The organism is Micromonospora zamorensis (genome assembly GCF_900090275.1).
Lineage (GTDB): Bacteria > Actinomycetota > Actinomycetes > Mycobacteriales > Micromonosporaceae > Micromonospora > Micromonospora zamorensis.
In genome coordinates, this window is record NZ_LT607755.1 from 266403 (window position 1) to 290626 (window position 24224).

Here is a 24224-nt window from a genome sequence, read left to right on the forward strand (position 1 = left end):
GGCGGGCGCGGCATGACGGGGACCGTCACGGTAGCCGAGGGCGGCGTCGCCGCCCGCCCGCGGCCCGTCCCGTTCTCGGAGTTCATTCTCAAGGTCCACAGCAGGTGCAACCTGGCCTGCGACTACTGCTACATGTACGAACTGGCGGACCGCAGCGCCCTCTCCGACCCCCTGCTGATGGCCCCGGCGATCTTCGACCACGCCTGCCAGCGGATACGTGAACACGTCCGCGCCCACGACCAGACCGATGTGCGGATCGTCCTGCACGGCGGTGAACCGCTCCTGGTCGGCGCTCCCAACCTGGTCCGAATGGCGGACCGGCTCCGGGAGGCGGTCGCGCCATCGCAGGCCCAGGTCAGCGTGCAGACCAACGGCACCCTCCTGACTCCACACGCTCTCTCCCTGCTGGCCGACGCCCGGGTGCGGGTGGGCGTGAGTCTGGACGGGGACCGGACGTCGAACGACAGGCACCGGCGGTACGCGTCGGGCCGCAGCAGCTACGACGAGGTCGACCGCGCCCTGCGCCTGCTCGCCGAACGGCCCGACTCGTACGCGGGTGTGCTCTGCGTCGTGGACCTCGCCGCCGATCCGCGACAGACCTACGAGACGCTGGTGTCGTACCGGCCGCCGATGGTGGACTTCCTGCTCCCGCACGCCAACTGGGAGGCGCCGCCGCGGCGGGGTGACGGCCCGAGCCCTTACGGCACCTGGTTGGCCGCCGCCTTCGATGCCTGGTACGACACCTCGCCCCGGCTGACCCGGGTGCGTCTCTTCGAAGAACTCATCAATCTGCTGTTCGGAGGGCGGAGCCGGACCGAGTCCCTCGGGCTGAGCCCGGTGGCCGCAGTGGTGATCAACACCGACGGGGCGTACGAGCAGGTCGACACCCTGCGCTCCACCTACCCCGGCGCGGTCGGCACCGACCTGACCGTCTTCACCGACTCCCTCGACGATGTGCTGCGGCACCCCGCCGTCGTCGCCCGCCAGGTGGGAGTTGAGGCCCTCGCCGCCTCCTGCCGAGCGTGCCCCGTGCACCGGGTCTGCGGTGCCGGCAACTATCCCCATCGGTACCGGGAGGGAAGCTTCACCAACCCGTCCGTCTACTGCCCCGATCTTCTGCTGCTCATCGCCCATGTGGAACGACGCCTGCGAGCGGACCTGGCAGCCATGCCCCGGGAGCGGTCGTGACGGGATACCACCGGCTCGCCCCCGACGACCTCGCGGCGCTCGCGGCTGGCCTCGGTGACCGGAGGACGATCCGTCTGCTGCGTGACGGTCAGGTGAGCAAACGCATGCTTCAGCTGCGCGCGCTCCTCGACACCGCCGATTCGGAGGAGACCGCCCGACACTTCGCGTTGTGGGCCACGGCGGCGGACCGGTCGCCCGAGGCGGGGCCGGCGGTGCTGGCCCTGCCGCACACCGGTGCCTGGTTGGCCACCGCGCTGCGGCGACTGCGTACGCCGATGCCGTCCGGTTCGGCGTCCGCCGCGGCAGTCGGCCGGACGACCGGCGGGTTGGTGGTGGAGGCCGCACCCGAGTGGCCCGTCGAAGCCGAGCTGACCCCGCTCGGGTCGATCGCCGCGGTGGCGGCCCTCCGGGCCGGAATGGACTTCGAGCTCAGCGTCACGCCGCGCGATGGGGTCGTCTACCTGCCCACGCTCGGGCTCGCGCGGGTGGGGGACGCGCAGCGGGTGACCATCAAACGGGCGGGGTTGCACCTCCTGGTCGGGCCGGTCACGGTGTCGCTGGTTCCTCCGCCGGACGCCGGGCCGGGTGCGGAGACCGACGGCTGGTCCGGCCTGCACCGACTGTGCAGCACCGCAGACGGGTTGACGCTGCGGATCACTCTCGACGATCTCGACCCGTACCGGGACCGGCACCAGCTGTGCGCCGCGGACCGGCTCACACCCGCCGAGGTTTCCGAGTGGCAACGGCTGCTCGACGAGGCCTGGCCGATGCTGGTGCGTCACCACCGTCGGCACGCCGAGGCGATCGCCGAGGGCCTGCGCTGCCTCGTGCCGCTGCTGGCCGATTCGGTCAGCGCCGGGGTCAACGTCACCAGCATGGACGCCTTCGGGTCGGTCTCGATGACCCGTCCGATCGACGGGGAGGCGTTCGCGCTCGGCCTGCTGCACGAGTTCCAGCACGCCAAGCTCGGAGCGACGATCGACGTCGAGCCCCTCTACGACCGTGACGACCGGCGCTACTACTACGCCCCCTGGCGCGACGATCCGCGTCCTCTCGGCGCCGTCCTCCAGGGTGTCTACGCCTTCATCGCGGTGACCGAGTTCTGGCGGGGGCGTCGTGCGTTACGCAGTGGTGGCCCAGCCCGGTTGGCCGAGGTGGAATTCGCCCGCTGGCGCGACCGCGTGTCCCGCACCTGCGCCGACATCGAGTCCTTCGGCCGTCTGACCGCGGCCGGCCGCGAATTCGTCACCGGTCTGCGGCGGGTCATCGACGACTGGCGGGACCCGGTGGACCCGGGGGCGGCCGAGCTCGCCAGGGAGGCCGCCGAGGACCACTGGACGGTCTGGCGACTGCGGAACCGCCGGCCGGACCCGGACGCCGTCCACCAGCTCGCCGCCGCCCGCGCGGCCGGCCTGCCGTGCCCCGCCGCCATCGTCACGCTGCGGGTGGAACCGGCCGACGGCCGATGGCTGAGCCTCAGCCCACGGCTCGACCTGGTGCGGCTGCGGTTGAGCGATCCGGAGCGGTTCATGCGGCTGCGCACCGGCGCGGAACGCCTCGTCGACGCACTGCCCATGGCGTCCGACGGTGACCTGGCCCTCGCCGCCGGGGATGACCTCGCCGCCCGCGAGAGCTACCGCGGGCAGGTGTGCGCCGATCCGGAGCAGCTCTCCGCCTGGGTCGGCCTGGCCCTCGCCGAGCAGCGCCTGACTGCGGCGCAGAAGACCGGCGGCGCCGACCCGGAGCTGTGCCGTGCGGTGTACCTGCGGCTGCGCGCGGCCGGGCACCCGGAGGATCCACTCGAACTGGCCCGCTGGCTGGCTCCGGTCACCTGCGTGGCGGCAGCGGGCATCGAGCATGACGGCGCGTCGTCGACTACGTCGGTGGCGGTTCCAGATCGCAGTTGAGGCGGTTCGCCTCGACCAGGGCGATGGTGTTCGGGTGGCTGTCACCCAGGACGCGGCGGAAGAGGGGCATCACCGCGTCACGCAGAGCGCGGGCACCTCGGTGGTCTCCGGCGACACTCAGACTGGTGGCCAGGTTGTTCGCCACCGCGAGGGTGTCCGGGTGGGACGGCCCGAGGATGCGCTGCGCCCGCTCGTAACAGTCCTGGTCGGCGGCGAGGGCCGCCGCGAACTCCCGACGCACGTACCAGCAGTTGGCGAGGTTGATGTTCGCGGCCAGCGTGTACGGATGGTCCGCCCCGACCCGTTCGGTGAAACGGTTGACGACCTCGTCGGACAGCGTGAAGGCCGCCTCCAGGTCCCCGGCCTTCCGGAGGAAGATGGCCAGGTTGTTGCCGTACGCCAGGGTGAACAGGTGGTCCTCGCCCATTGCGTCCCGATACCACCGGTACACCGGCCGTGCCCGGCGAAGCGCGCCCGCGTCGTCCTCCAGAGCGGACTCGTCACAGGCCAGATTCATCGCGGCGGCCTGCACGTCCGGATGATCGGGGCCGTGCCGACGGCGGGAACGGACCAGCACGTCCGCGCTCAACGCGTGGGCCCGCTCGAACTCGCCCAACTTCCGGAGGGTCACCGCGTAGTTCTTGGCTACCCGTAGCGTCTCGCTGTCCTCCTCACCGAGCACCTCCCGGTCCGCCTCCACCGCTGCCTCCAGGACCCTGCGGGACTCGGTGAGGTCGCCCGTGTCGCGCAGGTCGCGGCCGTACTGCCCTTCGGAGAAGAGGGTGTACGGGTGCATCGGACCGAGCGTGTCGCGGCGGCGGGCCAGGGTGCGTTCGTTGAGCCGCAACGCCCCACGCAGATCGCCGACCAGCCGGAGCGACAGGGCCAGGTTGTGCGCGGCGATCAACGCCCGTGGGTGTTCCTCGCCGAACACCTCACGGGCCAACTCCTCCGTGCGGGTGTCCAACTCGCGCGCCCGTTCGAAGAACCCGAGCGCGCGCAGGTCCGCGGCGAGGCTGCCCGCGACGATCACCGTGTACTCGTGGTCCTCGCCGAGCGTGTCGGAGAGCCGCTGGTACACGTCCTGATCGATGTCGTACGCGGCCTGGTACTGCGCCTCGAGGCGCAGCGCGTTGGCGAGGTGGAAGCGCATCATCTGGGTCGGCGGGTCGTCAGCGCCATGCTCCGCCCGCCACGCCTCGATCGCCTTCTCGGCCAGCTCGGAGCAGGTGGCGAAGTCGACCCGTGTCCACATGTAGCGGGCCACGTCGAGCAACAGTTGTCGGACCTCCGGCTGGGGCGAGTTGAGGGTCTTCGACGGCAGCAGGTGGGGCCAGAGATCCGCGTAGATCGGCCAGTTGCGGGGCTGGTCGGGGTCCTTCGGGTTGGCGGCGGCGAGGATCGCGTGCACGTGACGCCGGTTCTCCGCCTTGGCCTCGTCGGACATGGACTCCCGGATCAGCTCCTGCACCAGTGGGTGCATGCGGAGGCTGGTCTGGTTGCCGTCGTCACCGCGGTCCGGAGTGCGCCCGCGCCCGCCGCGCACGCTGTCGATTCGCGCCAGCGCGTACCGGCCGACATCCCGCAGCGCGCGCCCCATGAGCAGGGGATCCCGTACCGACGGATCGTAGGGGAGAAGCACGTTGATGAAACTGTCGTCGTAGAGCAGCGACATCGGGATCGGCTCGGCGGCGAAGAAGGCGCAGACCTCCAGCAGCTTCGCCGCCGCCGGATTGCGCTCCCGCAGGCTCTCCAGGGAGACGAGCCACGGCTCCGCGCCGGTCTGTTGATAGTCGGTGGGGAGCTCGTCGGAGAGCATGCCTGGCAGATACCGGCGCAGTCGCTGAAGATACTGGACGGCCGACTCGCCAGTGGTGGCGAGCCATGCTCCCGCCTGCTCGACGGCGAGCGGCAGGTCGCCCAGGCGGTCAGCGACCATCTCGGCATCAGCCAGGGGCAGGCGTGGGATTCGCCGACGCAACAACGCGGTGCTCTCCGCGCGGTCGAAGGCACCCACCTCAAAATTGCGGGCGTGCCGCGCCCAGACGTGGTTGCGGGTGGTGACGAGCACGTGGCCAGGCCCCTGCGGCATCAGGTCGTGCAACTCAGCGGGGTCGTCGGCGTTGTCGAGCACCAACAGCCACCGCCGGAAGGGGTCACCCCGGCGCAGGGCGTCCAGCACCCACTGGACCCGCTCGGCGACGTTGCCCCCGAGGGGTGTGTCCGCCTTGTCCGCCAGCCGGTCGGCGAGCGAGGCCAGAGCGAGCCGCATGACGCTCGGTTGCTGCGCGGAGATCCACCAGACGACGTCGTACTCGGCGCGGAAGCGGTAGGCGTATTCCAGGGCGATCTGGCTCTTGCCGACGCCACCCAGGCCGTGCAGTGCGAGCGGGGTGTGCCGGGCCTCGGCCGACGACAGCCAGTCGCGCATCTCCTCCAGGAGTCGGCTGCGGCCGACGAACTGGACGTTACGCGGCAACGGCACCCGCCAGACCGGTGGCTCGTTGCCGGGGAACCGCCGTCGCTGCCCGGCACCCTCCGGGTCGGTCGCCGGGCGGGCGGGATGGTCCAGGGCCTCAAGCAGACGGGTGGCGGCCTCCTCCTGCGTGGCGCCCACCAGGTCCACCGGAACGCGTTCCAGGAACACCGCAGGCGCCCGGGAATTGTCCAACCGGACGGGCACCAGGAAGTTGCCGCCGCTGCCCGACTCGTAGCTGGTGGCCTGGGACCACAACTCGCTGGCGTTCGACGACTGCATGTATTCCTGGGACAGCAGCACCACCAGCCGGGCCGCGTCCTTGAAACCGACGGCCGTCGACGTCCCCTCGACAGGGCTGGCCGGAAAGTCGACCTCTCGCATCACCGTACGCAGCCCGGCCGAACGGAGCTCGTCGCGGACCCATTCGGCCCAGGACCGGTCGAGGGAGACGTAGCTGACGAAGACGTCCGGTGCGGCACCGGAGATGCGTTGCCTCTCGAACTTGGCCAACCACTGACGGCGCAGCCGATCCTCCATGGCTGGCAGGCTGTCGACCGAGTCCTCGGTGATCGCCTTGGTCAGTCGTTCGTATGCGGCGAGCAGGGTGCCCTCATGGTGGGCCCGGTCGCCGAACCCCGCCAGGATCTCCTCGTACGCGTAGTAGGGCTGGTAGGGGATCTCGATCTCACCCCAGTACCGGTCGCTCTCCTCTACGGAAGTCCGGGGCAGCAGGGGCGCGAAGCGGCGGCGCGCGTGGTCCCGGCCCGCCTCCAACTTGAGCTGCTCGGCGTTGTCCACACGCATCGGGACCGGCAGGATTCGGACCGGTCGGTCGCCGCGCTGCCGGATGATGGAGCGGGTGACGCCGGCAGCTCCGTCGATGCTCTGGTCGTTGAGCGTGAAGGAGGTGACCACGGCGTCGGGCAGCCGCACGGTGCAGATGCCCGCCCCGTCGCTGACGCCGGTCCGGCTGTCGATCAGCACGTAGTCGTAGTTGTCCCGCATGCTGGTGGCCAGTGCGTCGAGGAAGCTGTTGCCGCCCAGCTTCTCGAAGAACGCCTGCCAGTCGAAGGTGCTCACGGCCTTGGTGTATGCCGTGTCCTGTCGGCCGGCGGGTAACAGGTCCAGGCTGCCCTTTGGAGTCGGACCCGCAGAAGGCCGGACGGCCGAGTTGGGAGCGGGGAAATCCCAGTGCAGCGAGACGGCGTGGTGCAGCACGTCGGCGGCGCTGCCGAGCCAGTCCTCGTCCTCCGTCTCCTCCAACGGTCGAACGACCGCCTCGGCGTAGTCGCGGACCATGTCGATGATCCCGGTCGACGTCCGCAGATCCTTGTCGAGGAGGAACGGATGGAAATACTTGTGCAGACCGGGGGATTCCAGGTCCCAGTCGACAGCGAGCACCCGGTAGCCGTTGGCCGCCAGGATCCAGGCGACGTTGGCGAGCGCCATGGTGCGGCCGGTGCCACCCTTGTACGAGTAGAACGTAATGATTCGACCCTCGACACCATCGCCGGTGATGCCCGGGTCAGCGCTCGTTGTCACGGCCGTCCTCCGGTGTGGTGTCGTCGCTCTCCGCGCCCCAGGGCCCGTCGATGCGTGGTGGTCGGGTGTCCGTGGTGAGGCTGGGGGGCCGGTGCACCGCTCCTCGGCTGAACACCCGGTTACGAGCGACCTCCAGGACCTCCGGCAGCTCCTCCTGGAAGGCGCGGTGGGTGAGGATGTTGGACCGGTAGAGCTCGTCGTCCGAGGCCAGGTCGTCGAAGATCTCCCGACACGCGCGCGACAGTGACTGCCAGTGCTCCCGGGTCTCCGTGTCGTCGCGGCTGCTCGGGATCAGCACCGCCGTGGTGCCACCGTCGCGCAGGGCGGCAGTGGCGTGGGCGGCCAGCGACTGTCGTTGCTCGGGCAGGCGAGTCAGCCAGGCGTCGACGATCAGCACCATGATCTGGTTGTAGCGGGCGGCCTGCTCGGCGCGCCGGGCCAGTTCCGTCAGGTCCACCACCGTTGACCGGTAGCTGTGGTCGGCCGCGATCTCACGGGCGTAGTCGACGACCGGGTCGGGCAGCGGCGGCCCGTACGGTGCCCAGTCCAACGCGCGGTTGCCGTACGTGGTCACGTGTTGGCGTACCGTGCTCATCTCGTCCCGGTGCGACGCCGCGACGATGAAGTGGACCAGCATCGGTGCGAACTGGTCGACGTCCGCCGCGAGCTGCCCGGGCGCCTGGTGGAAGGCGCTGGGCGTGGCGCGCAGGTCGATAGTGCGCTGGCCCTCCGGCAGCGGATGCTCCTCCACACTGGACACGATCTGATTGGCCAGTTCGAAGAGGAACGTGCGGTAGTCGTCGCTGTGCCGTTGCAGTCGCATCAGCTGCCGGACCCCCAGCCGCTGATAGAGGTCGCCCAGGCTGTGGGAGGAATATTGCAGCGGGGAGGCGACCGGATGGATGCGGCCGGGTCGGGCCGGGATCCACATCAGCGGTTTGAGGAGCGAGCTGTCCACCCCGTTCTGCTGGTCGTAGCGGGCAGTGCGGTCGGCGAAGATCCGCCATTCCTGGCCGCAGGGCTCGCTCTGGAAATATCTCGGCGTCATCAGAGCGAGAAAGGATCGGCACGTGCTCAGCGCCTCGACCAGCCGCTGCGGCCACCGCTCGCCCAGCAGGATGGTGCGATCGACGAAACCCACCCGCTCGTCGCGGGGCAGACCCGCGATCAGCCGTACCTCTGCGCTGAGATCCTCGTAAAGACGTTGGACCAGTGCGTCCTCGTCGCCCCTCGCGTAACTGAGGAAGAAGTACAGCACCGCACCTCCGCGCCGGGAGAGGTTGACCATCGGATGGCCGGGCCGTGACCCCGTCGGCCACGGCCATTTTTCGGCGGCCGTAAACGGCGGAGCTAACCGTGAGTATAGGGGCGGAGACGGCGTGCCACAGCCCGCCGATCGGCGCATCAAGAGGGCGTCTCGGATATCACTTTCCGTATTGGCGTAGGTCGACTCCGGGGTGAGCTAGCGTGGGTCGGGTGACTGCGCCTACCCCGGTAATCCCGGTTCCACCGGCCGACCTGCCCGGCACGCTCGGCGCGCTTCGGGCGGCCGGTCACCAGTACCGCACCGTCAAGCAGGAACTCCGCGACAACCTCCTCGCCCGGATGCGCTCCGGCGAGGCCCGTTTCCCCGGCATCGTCGGCTACGACGACAGCGTGCTGCCCGAGGTTGAGCGGGCGCTGCTCGCCGGGCACGACATGGTGCTGCTCGGTGAGCGCGGCCAGGGCAAGACCCGACTGATCCGCGCACTCGGCGCGCTGCTCGACGAGTGGACCCCGGTCATCCCCGGCTCGGTGCTCAACGAGCACCCCATGCACCCGCTCACCCCGGCTTCCCGTGCCCAGGTCGCCGAGGCCGGTGACGACCAGCCGGTCGGCTGGCTGCACCGCTCGATGCGCTACGGCGAGAAGCTCGCCACCCCGGACACCAGCGTCGGCGACCTGATCGGTGACGTGGACCCGATCCGGATCGCCCAGGGCCGCACCCTCGGCGACCCGGAGACCATCCACTTCGGGTTGGTGCCGCGCACCAACCGCGGCATCTTCGCCGTCAACGAGCTGCCCGACCTGGCCGAGCGGATCCAGGTGGCGCTGCTCAACGTGCTGGAGGAGCGGGACATCCAGGTCCGCGGCTACCAGCTGCGGCTTCCGCTGGACCTGCTCCTGGTCGCCAGCGCCAACCCGGAGGACTACACCAACCGGGGCCGGATCATCACGCCGCTCAAGGACCGGTTCGGCGCGGAGATCCGCACCCACTACCCGGTCGACCTGGACTTGGAGCTGGACCTCATCCGGCAGGAGGCCGACCTGGTCGCCGCCGTGCCGGAGCACGTCCTGGAGGTGCTGGCCCGCTTCGCCCGCGCGGTGCGGGAGTCGCCGTCGGTGGACCCGCGCTCCGGGGTCTCCGCCCGGTTCGCCATCGCCGCCGCCGAGACGGTCGCCGGCGCCGCGCTGCGCCGCGCCGGTCTGCTCGCCGCCACCACCACCCCGGACGGGCGGCCCGAGGCGGCGGTGGCCCGGGTCGGCGACGCCGTGTCGGTGACCAGCACCCTGCGCGGCAAGGTCGAGTTCGAGAGCGGCGAGGAGGGGCGGGAGATCGAGATCCTCGCCCACCTGCTGCGGACCGCGACCGCCGAGACGTTCCGGGCGCACCTGGCCGGGTTGGACCTGTCCGGCTTCACGGCGCTCGTCGAGGACGGCGCGGCGATCGAGACCGGAGAGCTGGTCAGTGCCTCCGAGCTGCTGCGCCAGGTCGGCACCGTGCCCGGCCTGGCGAAGGTCCTCGACCGGCTCGGCCTGGGCGACGCGCCCACCCCGGAGGAAGCGGCGGGTGCCGTCGAGTTCGTGCTGGAAGGGCTACACCTGACCCGCCGGCTCGGCAAGGACGTCACCGACTCCGGGCGCACCGTCTACGGCGGCCGGGGCTGACCGTGGCCGGCAACCGGTTCCGGTACGGGCAGTGGAACGGCGGGCCCGACCCGCTCGCACCCCCGTACGACGTGCGTGAGGCGGTGGACGCGGTCGGCGCCGAGGTGCTGGCCGGCGGAAGCCTGCGGGAGGCGCTGCGCGACCTGCTGCGCCGTGGCCCCCAGGGGCGGGGTGGGCTGGACGACCTGGCTGCCCGGGCTCGGCGGCTGCGCCGGGAGGCGCTGCGTCGCGGTGACCTGGACGGCGCGGTGACCAGGGCCCAGGCTCTGCTCGACCAGGCTCTCGCCGCCGAGCGGGACGAGTTGCGCGGGCGCGACGACGACGCCGCGCGGTTCGCCGAGTCGGTGCTGGACAACCTGCCCCGTTCCACCGCCCGAGCGGTGGAGGAGCTGTCCGGCTACCAGTGGGCCAGCGACGACGCCCGCCGCTCGTACCAGCAGATCCTCGACCAACTTCGCGACGACGTGCTCGGTCAGCGGTTCGCCGGGCTGCGCGACGCCGTGCGCGCGTCCGCCGACCCGGCCGCCCAGCAGCGGCTCGCCGAGATGATGGGCGACCTGAACGACCTGCTTGCCCGGCACGGTCGCGCGGAGGACACCACCGACGCGTTCGCCGAGTTCATGCGCAGACACGGCGACTTCTTCCCGGAGAAGCCGGAGACGGTCGACGAGCTGATCGACGTGCTGGCCCGCCGCTCGGCGGCCGGTGAGCGGCTGATGAACTCGCTCTCCGACCGGCAGCGCGCCGAGCTGGCCGGTCTGATGCAGCAGTCGCTCGGCGACCGCCTCTCCGGGGAGTTGTCAGCGCTCGACGCGAACCTGCGGGCACTGCGGCCCGACCTGCGCTGGGGACGTGGCGAACGGGTCCGAGGTGACCAGCCACTGGACTACGCCGACGCGGCCGGCGCGTTGGGTGAGATCGGTGACCTGGACGACCTGCTGGACCAGCTCGACCAGGAACACCCCGGGGCGACCCTGGACGACGTGGACGTCGACGCGGTGGCCCGGACGCTGGGACGGGACGCCGCCGACGACGTCCGCCGACTGCGCGATCTGGAGCGGGAGCTTCGCCGGCAGGGCTGGGTGAGCCGGGACGCCGAAGGGCTCACGCTGAGCCCGAAGGCGCTGCGCCGGCTCGGCGGGACCGCGCTGCGACGGGTCTTCTCCGACCTGACCGCCGGGCCGCGCGGCCAGCACGACCTGCGCTCGGCGGGGGCCGCCGGCGAGGTCAGCGGTGCGTCACGACCCTGGGAGTACGGCGACGAGCAGCCGTTGGACGTGGTCCGGACGTTGACCCGGGCGGTCAGCCGGGCGGGGCCGACGGTCCCGGTGCAGCTCGCGGTGGACGACTTCGAGGTGGTGGAGACCGAGAAGCGGGCCTCGGCGGCGGTGGTGCTCTGCGTCGACCTGTCGTACTCGATGATCTCTCAGGGTCGTTGGGGGCCGATGAAGCAGACGGCGCTGGCGCTGGCGCACCTCATGGAGACGCGTTTCCCGCAGGACGCCCTGCAGATCGTGGGCTTCGGCCGGGAGGCGACGACGCTCACCCAGCAGGAGCTGGCCGCCGTCGAGCCGGACGGGGAACAGGGCACCAACCTCCAGCACGCGCTGCGGTTGGCTGGTCGGCACCTGCGCCGACACCCGGACGCCGAGCCGGTGGTCCTGGTCGTCACCGACGGCGAGCCGACCGCCCACCTCGACCCGGACGACGGGGAGGCGCTGTTCCACTGGCCGCCGCTGCCGGAGACGATCGAGGCGACGGTTCGCGAGGTGGACCGGCTGAGCCGCTACGGCGCCACGCTCAACCTGTTCATGCTCGGCGACGACCCGGGCCTGCGGCGTTTCGTGGACGCGGTGGCCCGCCGCAGTCGAGGCCGGATGTTCACGCCGGACACCGACGACCTCGGCGAGTACGTGGTCTCCGACTACCTTCGCTCCCGCCAATCCCGCCGCTAACTCCCGGCGGGGCGGGTTGACTGGGGGAATGGAGAGCGGGGGAATGCGGCGGGCTTACGGTGCGCTGTTCGCGGAGGTCGACGCTGGCGGGTTCGGTCCGGCTCCGGAGGGGCAGCTCAGCGCCGAGCAGATCGTCGCGCATCTGGTCGCCAACGACGAGCTGATGATCCAGGCCACCGAGGCGCTGCTGGCCGGGTCGCCGTTCGCCTACTACGAGATGGAGGAGGACTTCCACCGTCCGCAGCTCGACGCGCTGGCCGCCGAGCAGGGTGGTCTGCGGGGTCTCACGGCTCTGCTGCACGGCACCAGCGACCGGTTGTGCGGGCTGGTCGACCAGCTCGGCCTGGCGGCGGAGACCCCGGTCGAGACTCACCTGCGCGAGGGCTTCGACCTCATCGTCGAGGAGTCGCTGCCGTGGTCCCGCACCCTCGACCTGCACACCCGGGTCCACCTGCCCAAACACCAGGCCCAGCTGCACCTGCTCCGCTCCTGAAGCGGGCGTCGGGCATCGCGCTCAAAGTTGCGATGCCCTGGGCGGTGGCTTTAGGCCCGCGGCGGCAGGACCACTCAGGCGCCGGGTGCGCGGCGGGGGTGCCTGGCGGGATCAGCCGCCGATCAGCTCGCTTCGCGGGTGGAAGGTGCGGCGGTAGGTCGAGGGCGCTACGCCGATGCGTTGGTGGAGCTGCTGGCGCAGGGCGGCGGTGGTGCCGAAACCCGAGCGGTGGGCGATCTGGTCGACGGTGAGGTCGGTCGTCTCCAGCAGCAGTCGCGCGTGGTCGGTGCGCTGTTGCAGCAACCACTGGGCCGGGCTCAGGCCGGTCTCGGACCGGAAGCGCCGGGTGAAGGTGCGCACGCTCATCCGCGCCTGCTCGGCCAGGTCGCGCAGCGCGATCGGCTCGTGCAGCCGCTGCCGCGCCCACTCCCGCGCGCTCGCGGTGCTGGTGTCGGTGGCCTTCGGCACCGGCCGCTCGATGTACTGCGCCTGGCCACCGTCGCGCCACGGCGGCATCACGCAGCGCCGCGCGGCCCGGTTGGCCACCTCGCTGCCGTGGTCGAGGCGGATGACGTGCAGGCAGAGGTCGATGCCGGCGGCGACCCCGGCCGAGGTGAGCACCTGATCGTCGGCGATGAAGAGCACGCCCGGGTCGAGGTCCACCCGGCCGTGCAGGCTGCGGAACCGCTCGGCGTACGCCCAGTGGGTCGTTGCCCGACGCCCGTCGAGCAGCCCGGCGGCGGCCAGCACGAACGCTCCCGTGCAGATCGACATGATCCGGACACCCCGCTCGTGTGCCCCACGCAGCGCCTCGGCGACCTCCGGCTCGACGGTGCCCGAGATCAACGCGGTGCCGTCGTGGATGCCCGGGACGATCACCGTGTCGGCGGTGTCGAGCAGTTCCAGACCATGGTCGGGGACCACCTGGAAGCCGGCGGTGCTGCGCACCGGTCGCCCGCCCGGGGTGCACACCCGCACGTCGTAAAAGGGCGTCTGGTCGGCGGCCCGGGCGGTGCTGAAGACCTGCGCGGGGGTGCCGAGGTCCAGGCCGACCACGTGGTCCAGGGCGAGTACGGCGATCCGGTGCGGGCGAACGGTCATGGCCCGATTATTGCGCATGATGGCTTTCCGGCCACTCGTCGTGCCGTACGGCCCCGCCCAGACTGGTGCCGTGTTCAAGAACCGCCGTCTGCATCCCGCCTGGCTGGTCGCCGCCGTCGCCTTCGTGGCGCTGGTCGGTGCTGCCGGCTTCCGCGCCACCCCGTCGGTGCTGCTGCACCCGCTGCACGAGGAGTTCGGCTGGCCACTGGCCACGATCTCCGCAGCCGTCTCGGTCAACCTGCTGCTCTACGGGCTGACCGCGCCGTTCGCCGCCGCCCTGATGGACCGGTTCGGCATCCGCCGGGTGGTCTCGGTGGCGCTACTGCTGGTCGCCGCGGGCAGCGGGCTGACTGTCTTCATGAGCGCCAGCTGGCAGCTCCTGCTCTGCTGGGGTGTGCTGGTCGGCCTGGGCACCGGGTCGATGGCGCTGGCGTTCGTGGCCACCATCACCGGGCGCTGGTTCGTCCGGCGAAGGGGCCTGGTCACCGGGGTGCTGACCGCCGGCGGGGCCGCCGGACAACTGGTGTTCCTGCCACTGATCGCCATCCTGGTGCGCGACCACGGCTGGCGTACGGCGGCACTCGTCGTGGCCGGAGCCGCGCTGGCGGTCGTACCCCTGGTGGTGTGGTTCCTGCGCGAGCACCCGGCGGATCTCGGTCTGCCCGCCTACGGGGCGGACGAGGTCGTCGCGGCGCCCCCGGCGACCGGCGGCGCGGCGGCCCGGGCGCTGGGCGCGCTGGCGACCGCGGCCCGGACCCGCCCGTTCTGGCTGCTGGCCGGGGGGTTCGCGATCTGCGGCGCGACGACCAACGGCCTGGTCGGCACCCACTTCGTGCCGGCGGCGCACGACCACGGCATGGCCCAGACCACGGCGGCCGGGCTGCTCGCCCTGGTTGGGCTCTTCGACATCGTCGGCACTATCGCCTCCGGCTGGCTCACCGACCGGGTGGACAGTCGGTTGCTGCTCGGCATGTACTACGCGCTGCGTGGGGCGTCCCTGCTGGTGCTGCCGAGCCTGTTCTCCGGCACCGCCGAGCCGAGCATGCTGGTGTTCATCGTCTTCTACGGCCTGGACTGGGTGGCCACCGTGCCGCCGACCGTGGCGTTGTGCCGGGAGTATTTCGGTGGCGCCGGAGCGGTGGTGTTCGGCTGGGTGTTCGCCGCGCACCAACTCGGCGCGGCGGTCGCGGCGACCGGTGCGGGGCTGGTCCGCGACCGGCTCGGCGACTACGCGATGGCCTGGTACGTGGCGGGCGCGCTGTCGATCGGCGCGGCCGGACTGTCGTTGCTGCTGCGTCGGCGACCGGGCCGGCCGGTGCCGGAGGCCGTGCTGGCCGCCGCGACCGCCCCGAAGGCGTGGAGCTTCCGAGGCTGAGGCCGTGCCGGCGGCAGCGACCGCGGTCGGTCAGCTCACGGTCCACTGCTGGGCCGGCCGGCCGTCGCAGGGCCGCTGCCGGACCTCGTCGCCCGCCTCGACGCCGTCGTCGTCGGCCTGCGCGCACTTGCCGCTGTGCGCCGCGACCAGCAGCACCGGGCCGGTGCCGGTCGCGGTGAGCCGCCACTGCTGGTTGGCCTCGCCGTGGCAGGGCCACTGCACCACCCGTGCGCCGTCGTCCCGGCTGCCGCCCTCGACGTCCAGGCACTGCCCGTGGGCCGCGTTGGTCAACGTCAGCACGTCCGCGCCGACCGGGTTGACCACCCACTGCTGCTCCGGGCCGCCGCTGCACGCGGCCAACTGGGCGCCGGCCTTCTCGCCGTCGCCGTCGAGCCCGAGGCAGAGCCCGGAGGCGCCCCGGAGCACCCGGGGCCCGGTGGGTGGCCCGGCCGGGGTCGCCGACGGGGTCGGTGATGGCTCGGCCGGTGCGCTCGGGTCAGCCGCCGGGTCGGTCGGCGCCGCGGCGCTGGACGACGCGCCGACCGTCGCCGGCACGGGCTGCTCGTCCTGCCCGTCGAGCAGCCCGGTGGCGAAGACCACCCCGAGGAGCGCGCCGACGACCCCGACAGCCACCGCGACCCGCAGCAGCGGGTCGGCCAGCGGCCCGGGGCGGTGTGCCTGTCGCCCGCCGTAGACGGTGCCGGCGGGGTCGGGGCGTTCGTGGGGCGCGGACATACGCGTCATCCTCGCCCACGGCGGCGCGCCGGAGCCAGCCCGGCGGTCAGTCGACGACCCGGACGTCCTTCCAGAACGCCACCCGGTCACGCACCATCTCGGCGTCCGGCTTGGGCTCCGGGTAATACCAGACGGCGTCCGCGCTGGTGCTGCCCTCGTGCTCAAGGGTGTAGTACGAGGCGGTGCCCTTCCACGGGCAGACGGTGTGCGTCGCGGACTCCCGGATCAGGTCGTCGCGCAGGGCGGAGCGGGGGAAGTAGTGGTTGCCCTCCACCAGCACGGTGTCGTCGCTCTCGGCGACGACCAGGTCGTTCCACACGGCTTTTGGCATGTCTCCAACACTAGGCCGTGGCAGTGACGTCGGCAGCGCTCAGCGGGTCGGCTGCGGGTCGGTGACGTCGGCCACTGTGGCGTCGAGGGCGGCGATCACTGCATCGGCGTCGGCGGCGATGGCGAGGCCGCGTTCACCGGCGCCGAGACTGATCTCCCGGCCGCGCAGTCGCTCGTCGGCGATCACCGGCCAGGCCGTGCTCGCGCCGAACGGGGTGATGGTGCCGCGTTCGTAACCGGTGGCGGCCAGTGCGCCCGCCGCGTCGGGCATGGACAGCCGCTGCACCCCGAGCAGGGCGCGCAGCTTGGGCCACGAGACGACCCGGTCCCCGGGGGTGAGCACGAACAGGTGATCGTCCGCACTCCGGCGGACCACGATCGTCTTCACCACATCGGCGACGGCCACACCCTGGGCCGCGGCAGCCTCCGCGAGGCTGCCGGCCTCACCGCGGCTGACCAGCCGATATGGCAGTTGGGCTGCTTCCAGGGCGGCGATCGCGGGCGATGGCATGCCCGCCACGGTAACGGCCCAGCCGGTCAGCGGACGGGAAACTCCCATCGTCGACGTCCCACGGATTTTGGAACGCGAGCGTAAGGTGATCACATGCGCGCTGAGCGTGTGGATCACCCCATTGACCATGATCAAGCGGTGGACACGCTGCGACGGTCGTACGCCGCGGTGCCCACGGGCGAGCCTGTCCGGCTGGCCAAACGCACTTCCAACCTGTTCCGCCCCCGGTCCGCTCCCCGGACTCCGGGGCTCGACGTGAGTGGCCTGAACGGCGTGCTGTCGGTCGACCCGACCGGCCGCACCGCCGACGTGCAGGGCATGTGCACGTACGAGGACCTGGTCGACGCGACCCTGCCACACGGGCTGATGCCGCTGGTGGTGCCACAGTTGCGCACCATCACGTTGGGCGGTGCGGTGACCGGCCTCGGGATCGAGTCGACCTCGTTCCGCAACGGCCTGCCGCACGAGTCGGTCCGGGAGCTGGACGTGCTCACCGGCTCCGGCGAGATCGTCACCGCCCGACCCGACGGGGAGCACGCCGACCTGTTCGCCGCGTTCCCCAACTCGCTGGGCAGCCTCGGCTACGCCACCCGGCTGCGCATCGAGCTGCAACCCGTCGGCCGGTACGTGGCGTTGCGCAACGTCCGGTTCACCCAGCTGGAGGCCCTCACCGACGCGATCGCGGAGGTGACCGCGACCCGATCCTGGGCCGGCGAGCCGGTCGACGCGATGGACGGGGTGATGTTCAGCCCCGGTGAGGCGTACCTGGTGCTGGCCACGTTCACCGACGCGGCCGGCCCGCCCAGCGACTACACCGGCCAGGCGATCTACTACCGGTCGCTGCGCCAGCGCACCCGCGACGTGCTCACCGCGCACGACTATCTCTGGCGCTGGGACACCGACTGGTTCTGGTGCTCGGCGGCGTTCGGTGCGCAGCACCCGGTCATGCGCAGGTTCTGGCCGGCGCGTTACCGGCGCAGCGACTTCTACCACCGGCTGGTCCGTCTTGAGCACCGACACCAGGTGGCGGCCCGGATCGACCGGCTGCGCGGGCAACCGGCCCGGGAGCGGGTCGTGCAGGACGTGGAGATCCCGCTGGGTGAGACGGCTGACTTCGTGCGTTGGTTCGCCAGCGCAGTGGGGATGAACCCGGTGTGGCTGTGTCCGTTGCGACTGCGTGAGCCGGCGGGGCCCGGCTCGGCACGGTCCTGGCCGCTGTATCCGCTCCGGCCGGGGCAGGACTACGTCAACATCGGGTTCTGGGGGAGCGTGCCGATCGCGCCGGGCGCCGCCGACGGCGACGTCAACCGCACGATCGAACGCAGGGTGTCGGAGTCGGGCGGGCACAAGTCGCTCTACTCCGACGCGTACTACGACCGGGACGCCTTCGATCGCCTCTACGGCGGCGACACGTGGCGCGCGGTGAAAGACCGCTACGACCCGGACCACCGGCTGACGGGACTGTACGAAAAGGCGGTAGCACGAGCATGAGCCTGACCGACAGAGATCAGGGGGCGGCGAGCGTCCCCGCCACCCCACCGGCGGGGGGCCGGCAAACGGGTCCGACCGTGGCGGATGTCATCCGCGCGGTCACCTCGGGGCCGTTGCCGGTGCGGATCACCGGGTACGACGGCAGTTCCGTCGGCCCGTCCGACGCGGGCATCACCCTGGCGATCCAATCCGAGCGGGGTTTGTCCTATCTGCTCACCGCGCCCGGTGACCTGGGCATGGCCCGGGCCTACGTCAGTGGCGACCTGGCGTTGCAGGGTGTGCACCCGGGCGACCCGTACGAGGCGTTGCGGGTGCTCAAGGACGAGCTGCGGTTGCGCCCACCGTCGCTGGCCGAGGGGCTGGCGCTGGTGCGTGGGCTGGGCTGGGAGCGGCTGATGCCGCCGCCGGCACCGCCGCAGGAGGCGTTGCCGCGCTGGAAGCGGGTGATGAACGGGATGCGGCACTCCCGGGTGCGCGACAGCACCGCTATCTCCCACCACTACGACGTCTCCAACGCCTTCTACGAGAAGGTGCTCGGCCCGTCGATGACGTACACCTGCGCGGTCTACCGGTCTCCGGACGACACGCTGGAGCAGGCCCAGGCCGCGAAGTACGACCTGGTCGCCGGCAAGCTGGGGCTCAAGAAGGGCATGCGGCTGCTGGATGTGGGCTGCGGCTGGGGTGGCATGGTGCGGCACGCCGCGCGTGAGTACGGCGTCAAGGCGCTCGGGGTGACCCTGTCGCAGGCGCAGGCGCAGTGGGCGCAGGCTGCGATCGAGCGGGAGGGGTTGACCGGGCTGGCCGAGGTGCGACACCTGGACTACCGGGACGCGCCGCCGGAGCAGTTCGACGCCGTCTCCTCGATCGGACTGACCGAGCACATTGGGGTGCGCAACTACCCGGCCTACTTCGGGGCGTTGCGCAGTCGACTGCGGCAGGGCGGCCGCCTGCTCAACCACTGCATCACCCGCGCGGACAATCGGGCGCCGCACCGCTCCGGCGCGTTCATCGACCGGTACGTCTTCCCGGACGGCGAGTTGGCTGGTCCGGGCCGGTTGATCAGCGAGGTGCACGACGCCGGCTTCGAGGTGCACCACGAGGAGAACCTGCGCCAGCACTACGCGCTGACGCTGGCTGCCTGGTGTCGCAACCTGGTCGAGCACTGGGACTTCTGTGTGTCCGAGGTGGGTGCGGGCACCGCCCGGGTGTGGGGGCTGTACATGGCCGGGTCGCGGATGGCGTTCGAGCGCAACGGCATCCAGCTGCACCAGGTGCTGGCCACGCACAACGGGCCGGACGGTGTGAACGGCTATCCGCTGCGACCGGACTGGTTGCCCTGATCACCTGCTGACCGTTGCCTGAAGCCGCGTCGAGAAAGTCGGCGCGGCTTCTCGCGAACCGATTGACAAACAAGTTTTGTACGTACAAACTGATTTTGCCATGAGAGATGTCCTGTACCTGGAGCAGATCGAGCAGGCCGAAGTCCTGCTCAAGCCGCAGCGCGTCGAGGTGCTGCGACAACTGGCCGAACCGCGCACCTGCACCGAGGTCGCGGCCCGACTCGACCAGACGCCACAGCGCGTCTACTACCACGTCAAGCAGCTCGTCGCGGCCGGCCTGGTCGAGCTGGTCAACGAGCGCAAGGTCCGCGGGATCACCGAGGGCATCTACCAGGCCGCCGCCCGGTCCTACTGGCTGTCGCCCCGGCTCGTCGGCCGGATCGGGCTGCGCCGGGCCCGCGACGAGCTGAGCCTGGGCTACCTGCTCGACCTGATGGAAGAGGTCCAGGCCGACGTGGCGGCCCTGGACCGGGCCGCCCCCGAGCTGCCCTCGATCGGCGTCTCCGGCGAGATCCGGGTGCCGGCCGAGCTTCGCCAGCAGTTCCTGCACGACCTGCAAACCGCACTTCAGGACCTGTTCGCCCGTTACGGCGGCAGTGAAGGAGACGCCTTCAAGCTCGCCGTCGCCTGCTATCCGAAAGGAAATGACAATGAGTGACCCGTTGAAGGTCCAGGCCCGTCTCTCCGCCCCCGTCGGGCGCGTCCGCGAGGCCCTGACCGACCCGGCCGAGCTGCGTCTCTGGCTGGCCGAGGACGCCGAGGTCGAGCTGCCCCAGAGGTACGAGTTCTGGGGCCGCTACACGCCCGAGGGTGACGCCCCGCATCAGCGGCTGCTGCACGCCGACGACGACACGCTGCGCTTCAGCTGGCTGCTCGACGGGGTGGAGACCACCACCGAGTTCCAGTTGACCGCCGAGGGCACGGACAGCACCGTGCTGACGCTGACCCAGAGCCACTTCGACTTCGCCGAGGCGATGAGCGGCTCCAGCATCCGGGGCGTGCTCCAGACGTACTGGTCGCTGTGCATCGCCAACCTGGCGGCCCACCTGGAGGGCCGGCCGTTGCTGCCCCGCACCGACTTCACCTCCGCCGACCTGCGCGGTGAGCTGGTCATCGCGGCCCCGGCCGACAAGGTGTGGGAGTCGCTGACCGACTCCGAGCAGGCCAGCGCCTGGTTCGGCTACCCGATCGGCATCGAGCCCTGGGTCGGTGGCCGGTACGCCATGGGCGGGTTCGACGCCGGTTACGCGGCCAAGGTGGTCGACCTGGAGCCGGGCCGGAAGATGTCCGTCGACTGGGGCCCGGTCGGCGTCACCAGCTGGGAGCTGGCCGAGTCCGGTGGCCGGACCACGCTGACGTTCGTGCAGAGCGGCTTCGACGAGACCAACCCGCCGTACGCGGCCTGGACCGGGTCGGTTTCCGGGCTGGCCGAGCTGCGCCGCTTCCACGAGGTGCCGGACTGGCAGCCGATCTGGCTCCCCGCCGAGATCCCCGGCCTGGAGCCCCAGCCGGCCAGCTGACTTCGACGTCTCCGGTCACCTCCACCTTGGACAGACCGAGCCATCGGCGTCCAAGGTGGAGGGACCGAGCGACGGGTCTCCGCTCTTCGGCTTCGATGGCCGTACCCGGTTGAACTGACCCGTCGGAAAGGGTGGATGGAATGGACAGCCAAAACTGGAAGGGCGTCATCAACCAGATCCTGTACGGGTTGATGTTCACCCCTCAGTTGGACGACGACTCCGCCAGTCAGATGGCCGCAGCGATGGTCGAGCGGCGCTACTTCGGGGACGGCCCGGGTGTGTACGCCGAAGCGATCGTCCAGGCGCAGCAGTACGACGGTCCGCTCACCGACGAGATCGAGACGTCGCACAGCGAGCAGGGGTTCCGCGACTTTCTCCGCCGGCTGGCGGGCGAGCTGGACCAGCGCCGGCCCTGGCACTGAGGGCGGCGCCCGGCAGCTGAGTGCCTCGCCTCGATCACGATCCTGTGCACCCGCGGCGATGCTTGTCCTGATTCGCCGGCCGGATCTGGTGAGTTCTCGGGGTGAAGTGGGTATTGGCGGGCGATGTTCTTCATCTTTGGTCTGCGTACCAAGGTCGACCGGTCCGGTGTCGTGCAGCAGGTCTGCCGTCACTGCGGCAACCAGGCCGCGCAGGTGATCACCCGCCGCTCGACGAAATTCACCCTGTTCTTCATACCGCTCATTCCGATCCGCACCCGGTATGCGCAGCAGTGCACGTTCTGCGGGGCGCAGTACGACATCTCCAGGTCCGACGCTGAGCGCCTCCCGGTCGGCTGATCTCCCGATGGAACGTTTCCTCTGCTGGCTGATCGGCCGACCGACGCCGCAGGTCGACGTGGCAGTGCACACCGTTGCCCGCCCGCCCTGCACCCCCGGCCGGCGCAGACGCCGCCGCGCACGCCGCCCAGTGGCCGGCACCGCCCTGCCCCGATCTCCCTGGAACCGCTCCGCCGGCCGCTGACGGGGTTTACCGCATTCCCCGCTATCGATTACCGTCAGTCCGGTCGATCTGCTGATCGCCCACCCGAGGGCGATCACGCCACGGACGCGGGGGTCCACTTGTCAGCACACCGAAGGCGTCGGTGGGGCGCAGCCCTGCTCGGCGCCACAGTCCTTGCCAGCCTGCTGGGCGGCGGCTCAGCTCACGCCGTCGCCGGCGCCCAGCCGGTCCCGGACGGCACCTACCGCTTCAACGTCAAAATCAGCTTCGGCGCCGAGCTCGCCTGCTCCGGCGCGCTCATCAACGAGAACTGGGTGGTGACGGCGAAGAGCTGCTTCACCACGGGCTCAACGGCCGTGGGGTCCGGCCCGCCGAGTCAGCCGAGCACCGTGCTGGTCGGCCGCACCGACCTGAGCGGCACGACCGGTCAGCAGCGTGGCGTGGCGTCGCTCACACCGCACCCGGATCGCGACCTCGTGCTGGCCCGCCTCTCCACGCCGGTCACCGACGTCGGCCCGGTCACGCTGGCCGGCACCGCGCCGGCCGCCGCCGAGACGCTCACCGCGACCGGGTACGGCCGGACGTCGACCGAGTGGGTTCCCGACCGGCTGCACCAGGGCAGTTTCACTGTGGACAACGTCGCCGCGACCACGGTGGGTCTGAGCGGAGCGTCCAGCGGCGCCACCCTGTGCCGGGGTGACGCCGGTGCCCCGGTGTTCCGCGAGAACGGCGGCGTCGCCACGCTGGTGGCTGTCGTCGCGTCGTCCTGGCAGAAGGGCTGCCTCGGCGAGGTCGAGACACGTGACGGTGCGACCGCCACCCGGGTCGACGACCTCGCCGCCTGGATCGGTGAGGCGACAGCGGACGTCCAGATCTTCGGGGTGCAGGCCGACCGGAGGCTGACCTACAGCGTCATCGACTCGGCGACCGGCGACCTGCGGGCCAACCGCACCTCCGCCGCCGCCCTCGGGTTCGCTCCGAAGGCGATGGCCACGCTGAACGAGAACACCATCCTGATCACCGACACCGGCGGCACCATGTACCGGGTGGACGTCACCGGGTTCGACCCGCTGACCTTCACCGCCACGAACATCGCCACCGGCTTCTCACCGTACGACCGGCTGACCTACGACGGTTACGGCTCGCTCTACTACATCAACGGCAACACGAACGAGCTGTACCGCCGGACGTTGACCAAGGCCAGGCCGACCAGCGGCGCCGACCTCAACCGGACCACCCTCGTCTCGTCCGGCTTCGCGCAGAAGACCATCACCTCGCCCGGGGCCGGCCGCATCATGGGCACGCTCGCGGACGGGCGGCTGCTGTCGTACCGCATCTACGGCAACGGTGCCAATGCGTGGACGGTCGGCGAACTGGCCAAGACCGGTTGGGCAGCGCCGACGCACCTGCTGTCGCCCGGCGGCGGTGTCTACTATGCCCGCACCTCGGCCGGTCGGCTGGACCGCTACCGCGACGCCAACCCGTTCAACGGCAGCGGGTCCGACATCGCTGCCTTCCCGAACGACCCGGTCAGCACCAGCGGGTGGGACCAGGTCCTGCTCTCCGCCCGCCCCTGGACCGGCCTGGTGTCGGTCTTCGGCGCAAAGCCGGACGGACGGCTGTCGTACACCGCTTTCGACCCGGTGACCGGCGAGAAGCGGGTCACCACGGTGTCGGCGCAGACCCTCGGGTTCGCTCCGAAGGCGATGGCGACGCTCAACTCGGACACGCTGCTGGTGACCAACAACGGCAATCTGTACCGGGTGGACATCACCGGCACCGACCCGCTGACCTTCACTCGTACGGCCGAGCGCATCGGCGGCGGGTGGACCCACGATCGCCTGGTGTACGACGGCTTCGGCTCGCTGTTCGGTCAGGCCGGCGGTGTCCTGCACCGGTACACGGTGACGAAGGCCAAGCCGGCCAGTGCCTCGGCCGACATCACCGGCAACACGATAGTCATCGACAGCGGTTTCGGGGTGCCCTCACTGGCCGCCACCGGCCAGGGTCGGCTGCTCGCCACGACGAGCGGGGGCATCCTCGCCGCGTACACCATCCCGGCGACGGGTCCGTGGAGCCGCGTGGATCCGGCCAGCAGCGGCTGGGGCGGCGTCACATCGCTCTTCTCCCCTGGCGGCGGGCACTACTACCGCCGAGACGCGAACGGCGTGGTGACCGGCTGGTTGGATGCCAGCCCGTACAACGGCAGCGGCACCGACCTCACGGCCTACGTGCCCGCCGGCAGCGCGAGCACCGGCTGGGATCCGCTGCTCTCGGCTCTGCCGTACGACTCGTGGCCGGACAGCACCCGCCGATGGTGACGTGCTGACCACCCAACCGCAGTGACGGTGCGGGCCACCCGGTGACGGGTGGCCCGCACCTTTTGT

At 71.2% G+C, this 24224-nt stretch carries 19 protein-coding genes; 13 read left to right on the forward strand and 6 right to left on the reverse strand.

Annotation, left to right across the window (positions count from 1 at the left end; all coding sequences use genetic code 11):
- Window positions 1-12: 12 nt before the first annotated feature.
- Window positions 13-1188, forward strand: coding sequence for an FxsB family cyclophane-forming radical SAM/SPASM peptide maturase (locus GA0070619_RS01245; protein ID WP_088946344.1), 1176 nt, complete (start codon window positions 13-15; stop codon window positions 1186-1188).
- On the forward strand, window positions 1185-3095 hold the full coding sequence (locus GA0070619_RS01250) for an HEXXH motif domain-containing protein (RefSeq protein WP_157743867.1): 1911 nt from the start codon (window positions 1185-1187) through the stop codon (window positions 3093-3095). Before GA0070619_RS01245 ends, GA0070619_RS01250 begins: the two co-directional genes overlap by 4 nt.
- Here GA0070619_RS01250 and fxsT read toward each other — a convergent pair.
- Together fxsT and GA0070619_RS01260 are read right to left on the reverse strand one after the other, a co-directional pair.
- The gene (gene fxsT, locus GA0070619_RS01255) at window positions 3064-7116 is read right to left on the reverse strand and encodes an FxSxx-COOH system tetratricopeptide repeat protein (protein ID WP_088946346.1); all 4053 of its coding nucleotides are present in this window, start codon (window positions 7114-7116) and stop codon (window positions 3064-3066) included. The two genes, GA0070619_RS01250 and fxsT, sit on opposite strands and share 32 nt — an antisense overlap.
- Window positions 7100-8374, reverse strand: coding sequence for a TIR-like protein FxsC (locus GA0070619_RS01260; protein WP_172861944.1), 1275 nt, complete (start codon window positions 8372-8374; stop codon window positions 7100-7102). The genes fxsT and GA0070619_RS01260 overlap by 17 nt, the downstream gene beginning before the upstream one ends.
- A gap of 209 nt (window positions 8375-8583) precedes the next feature.
- On the opposite strand from GA0070619_RS01260, the gene GA0070619_RS01265 reads away from it, so the two are divergent.
- From GA0070619_RS01265 to GA0070619_RS01275, 3 genes are read left to right on the forward strand one after another with little or no spacing between them, the layout of a single operon-like run.
- Complete coding sequence (locus GA0070619_RS01265) at window positions 8584-10044, forward strand: sigma 54-interacting transcriptional regulator (RefSeq protein ID WP_088946348.1); 1461 nt, start codon at window positions 8584-8586, stop codon at window positions 10042-10044.
- Between the two features lie 2 nt (window positions 10045-10046).
- On the forward strand, window positions 10047-11999 hold the full coding sequence (locus GA0070619_RS01270) for a vWA domain-containing protein (RefSeq protein ID WP_088946349.1): 1953 nt from the start codon (window positions 10047-10049) through the stop codon (window positions 11997-11999).
- A gap of 28 nt (window positions 12000-12027) precedes the next feature.
- Window positions 12028-12492 (forward strand): hypothetical protein, encoded by a 465-nt coding sequence (locus GA0070619_RS01275; protein ID WP_088946350.1) that lies wholly within the window; start codon window positions 12028-12030, stop codon window positions 12490-12492.
- A 111-nt stretch (window positions 12493-12603) separates the two neighbouring features.
- Here GA0070619_RS01275 and GA0070619_RS01280 read toward each other — a convergent pair whose 3' ends face one another.
- Window positions 12604-13611, reverse strand: coding sequence for a GlxA family transcriptional regulator (locus tag GA0070619_RS01280; protein ID WP_088946351.1), 1008 nt, complete (start codon window positions 13609-13611; stop codon window positions 12604-12606).
- 1 nt (window position 13612) lies between these two features.
- On the opposite strand from GA0070619_RS01280, the gene GA0070619_RS01285 reads away from it, so the two are divergent.
- Window positions 13613-14968: an MFS transporter gene (locus GA0070619_RS01285; RefSeq protein WP_231927222.1), complete on the forward strand. Its 1356-nt coding sequence runs from the start codon at window positions 13613-13615 to the stop codon at window positions 14966-14968.
- Window positions 14969-14998: 30 nt separating this feature from the next.
- Here the strand turns inward: GA0070619_RS01285 and GA0070619_RS01290 are convergent, their stop codons facing one another.
- Genes GA0070619_RS01290 through GA0070619_RS01300 form a run of 3 tightly spaced genes read right to left on the reverse strand, consistent with a single transcriptional unit; the run spans window position 14999 to window position 16544 of the window.
- A complete protein-coding gene (locus GA0070619_RS01290; RefSeq protein WP_088946352.1) occupies window positions 14999-15703 on the reverse strand; it encodes an RICIN domain-containing protein in 705 nt (234 codons plus the stop codon).
- 46 nt (window positions 15704-15749) lie between these two features.
- Entirely contained in the window at window positions 15750-16034 is a 285-nt protein-coding gene (locus GA0070619_RS01295) for a DUF427 domain-containing protein (RefSeq protein WP_074317101.1), read from the reverse strand.
- Between the two features lie 39 nt (window positions 16035-16073).
- The gene (locus GA0070619_RS01300; protein ID WP_088946353.1) at window positions 16074-16544 is read right to left on the reverse strand and encodes an aminoacyl-tRNA deacylase; all 471 of its coding nucleotides are present in this window, start codon (window positions 16542-16544) and stop codon (window positions 16074-16076) included.
- A gap of 93 nt (window positions 16545-16637) precedes the next feature.
- On the opposite strand from GA0070619_RS01300, the gene GA0070619_RS01305 reads away from it, so the two are divergent.
- From GA0070619_RS01305 to GA0070619_RS01335, 7 genes are all read left to right on the forward strand, one after another.
- Window positions 16638-18035, forward strand: coding sequence for an FAD-binding oxidoreductase (locus GA0070619_RS01305; RefSeq protein ID WP_088946354.1), 1398 nt, complete (start codon window positions 16638-16640; stop codon window positions 18033-18035).
- Window positions 18032-19375 (forward strand): class I SAM-dependent methyltransferase, encoded by a 1344-nt coding sequence (locus GA0070619_RS01310; RefSeq protein WP_088946355.1) that lies wholly within the window; start codon window positions 18032-18034, stop codon window positions 19373-19375. Before GA0070619_RS01305 ends, GA0070619_RS01310 begins: the two co-directional genes overlap by 4 nt.
- A 100-nt stretch (window positions 19376-19475) precedes the next feature.
- Window positions 19476-20033 (forward strand): winged helix-turn-helix domain-containing protein, encoded by a 558-nt coding sequence (locus GA0070619_RS01315; RefSeq protein WP_088946356.1) that lies wholly within the window; start codon window positions 19476-19478, stop codon window positions 20031-20033.
- The gene (locus GA0070619_RS01320) at window positions 20026-20895 is read left to right on the forward strand and encodes an SRPBCC family protein (protein WP_088946357.1); all 870 of its coding nucleotides are present in this window, start codon (window positions 20026-20028) and stop codon (window positions 20893-20895) included. The genes GA0070619_RS01315 and GA0070619_RS01320 overlap by 8 nt, the downstream gene beginning before the upstream one ends.
- Window positions 20896-21035: 140 nt before the next feature.
- Window positions 21036-21317 (forward strand): hypothetical protein, encoded by a 282-nt coding sequence (locus GA0070619_RS01325; RefSeq protein ID WP_088946358.1) that lies wholly within the window; start codon window positions 21036-21038, stop codon window positions 21315-21317.
- A 123-nt stretch (window positions 21318-21440) separates the two neighbouring features.
- On the forward strand, window positions 21441-21674 hold the full coding sequence (locus tag GA0070619_RS01330) for a zinc-ribbon domain-containing protein (RefSeq protein ID WP_088946359.1): 234 nt from the start codon (window positions 21441-21443) through the stop codon (window positions 21672-21674).
- Window positions 21675-21956: 282 nt separating this feature from the next.
- On the forward strand, window positions 21957-24158 hold the full coding sequence (locus GA0070619_RS01335; RefSeq protein WP_088946360.1) for a trypsin-like serine protease: 2202 nt from the start codon (window positions 21957-21959) through the stop codon (window positions 24156-24158).
- Window positions 24159-24224: the final 66 nt, after the last annotated feature.

What these genes read in the sequence shown, in the direction of transcription:
- GA0070619_RS01245 (WP_088946344.1), top strand. Translation starts at nt 13, where the DNA reads ATGACGGGGACCGTCACGGTAGCCGAGGGCGGCGTCGCCGCCCGCCCG.
- GA0070619_RS01275 (WP_088946350.1), top strand. Translation starts at nt 12,028, where the DNA reads ATGGAGAGCGGGGGAATGCGGCGGGCTTACGGTGCGCTGTTCGCGGAG.
- GA0070619_RS01280 (WP_088946351.1), bottom strand. Translation starts at nt 13,611, where the DNA reads ATGCGCAATAATCGGGCCATGACCGTTCGCCCGCACCGGATCGCCGTA.
- GA0070619_RS01285 (WP_231927222.1), top strand. Translation starts at nt 13,613, where the DNA reads ATGGCTTTCCGGCCACTCGTCGTGCCGTACGGCCCCGCCCAGACTGGT.
- GA0070619_RS01290 (WP_088946352.1), bottom strand. Translation starts at nt 15,703, where the DNA reads ATGTCCGCGCCCCACGAACGCCCCGACCCCGCCGGCACCGTCTACGGC.
- GA0070619_RS01295 (WP_074317101.1), bottom strand. Translation starts at nt 16,034, where the DNA reads ATGCCAAAAGCCGTGTGGAACGACCTGGTCGTCGCCGAGAGCGACGAC.
- GA0070619_RS01300 (WP_088946353.1), bottom strand. Translation starts at nt 16,544, where the DNA reads ATGCCATCGCCCGCGATCGCCGCCCTGGAAGCAGCCCAACTGCCATAT.
- GA0070619_RS01305 (WP_088946354.1), top strand. Translation starts at nt 16,638, where the DNA reads ATGCGCGCTGAGCGTGTGGATCACCCCATTGACCATGATCAAGCGGTG.
- GA0070619_RS01310 (WP_088946355.1), top strand. Translation starts at nt 18,032, where the DNA reads ATGAGCCTGACCGACAGAGATCAGGGGGCGGCGAGCGTCCCCGCCACC.
- GA0070619_RS01315 (WP_088946356.1), top strand. Translation starts at nt 19,476, where the DNA reads ATGAGAGATGTCCTGTACCTGGAGCAGATCGAGCAGGCCGAAGTCCTG.
- GA0070619_RS01320 (WP_088946357.1), top strand. Translation starts at nt 20,026, where the DNA reads ATGAGTGACCCGTTGAAGGTCCAGGCCCGTCTCTCCGCCCCCGTCGGG.
- GA0070619_RS01325 (WP_088946358.1), top strand. Translation starts at nt 21,036, where the DNA reads ATGGACAGCCAAAACTGGAAGGGCGTCATCAACCAGATCCTGTACGGG.
- GA0070619_RS01330 (WP_088946359.1), top strand. Translation starts at nt 21,441, where the DNA reads ATGTTCTTCATCTTTGGTCTGCGTACCAAGGTCGACCGGTCCGGTGTC.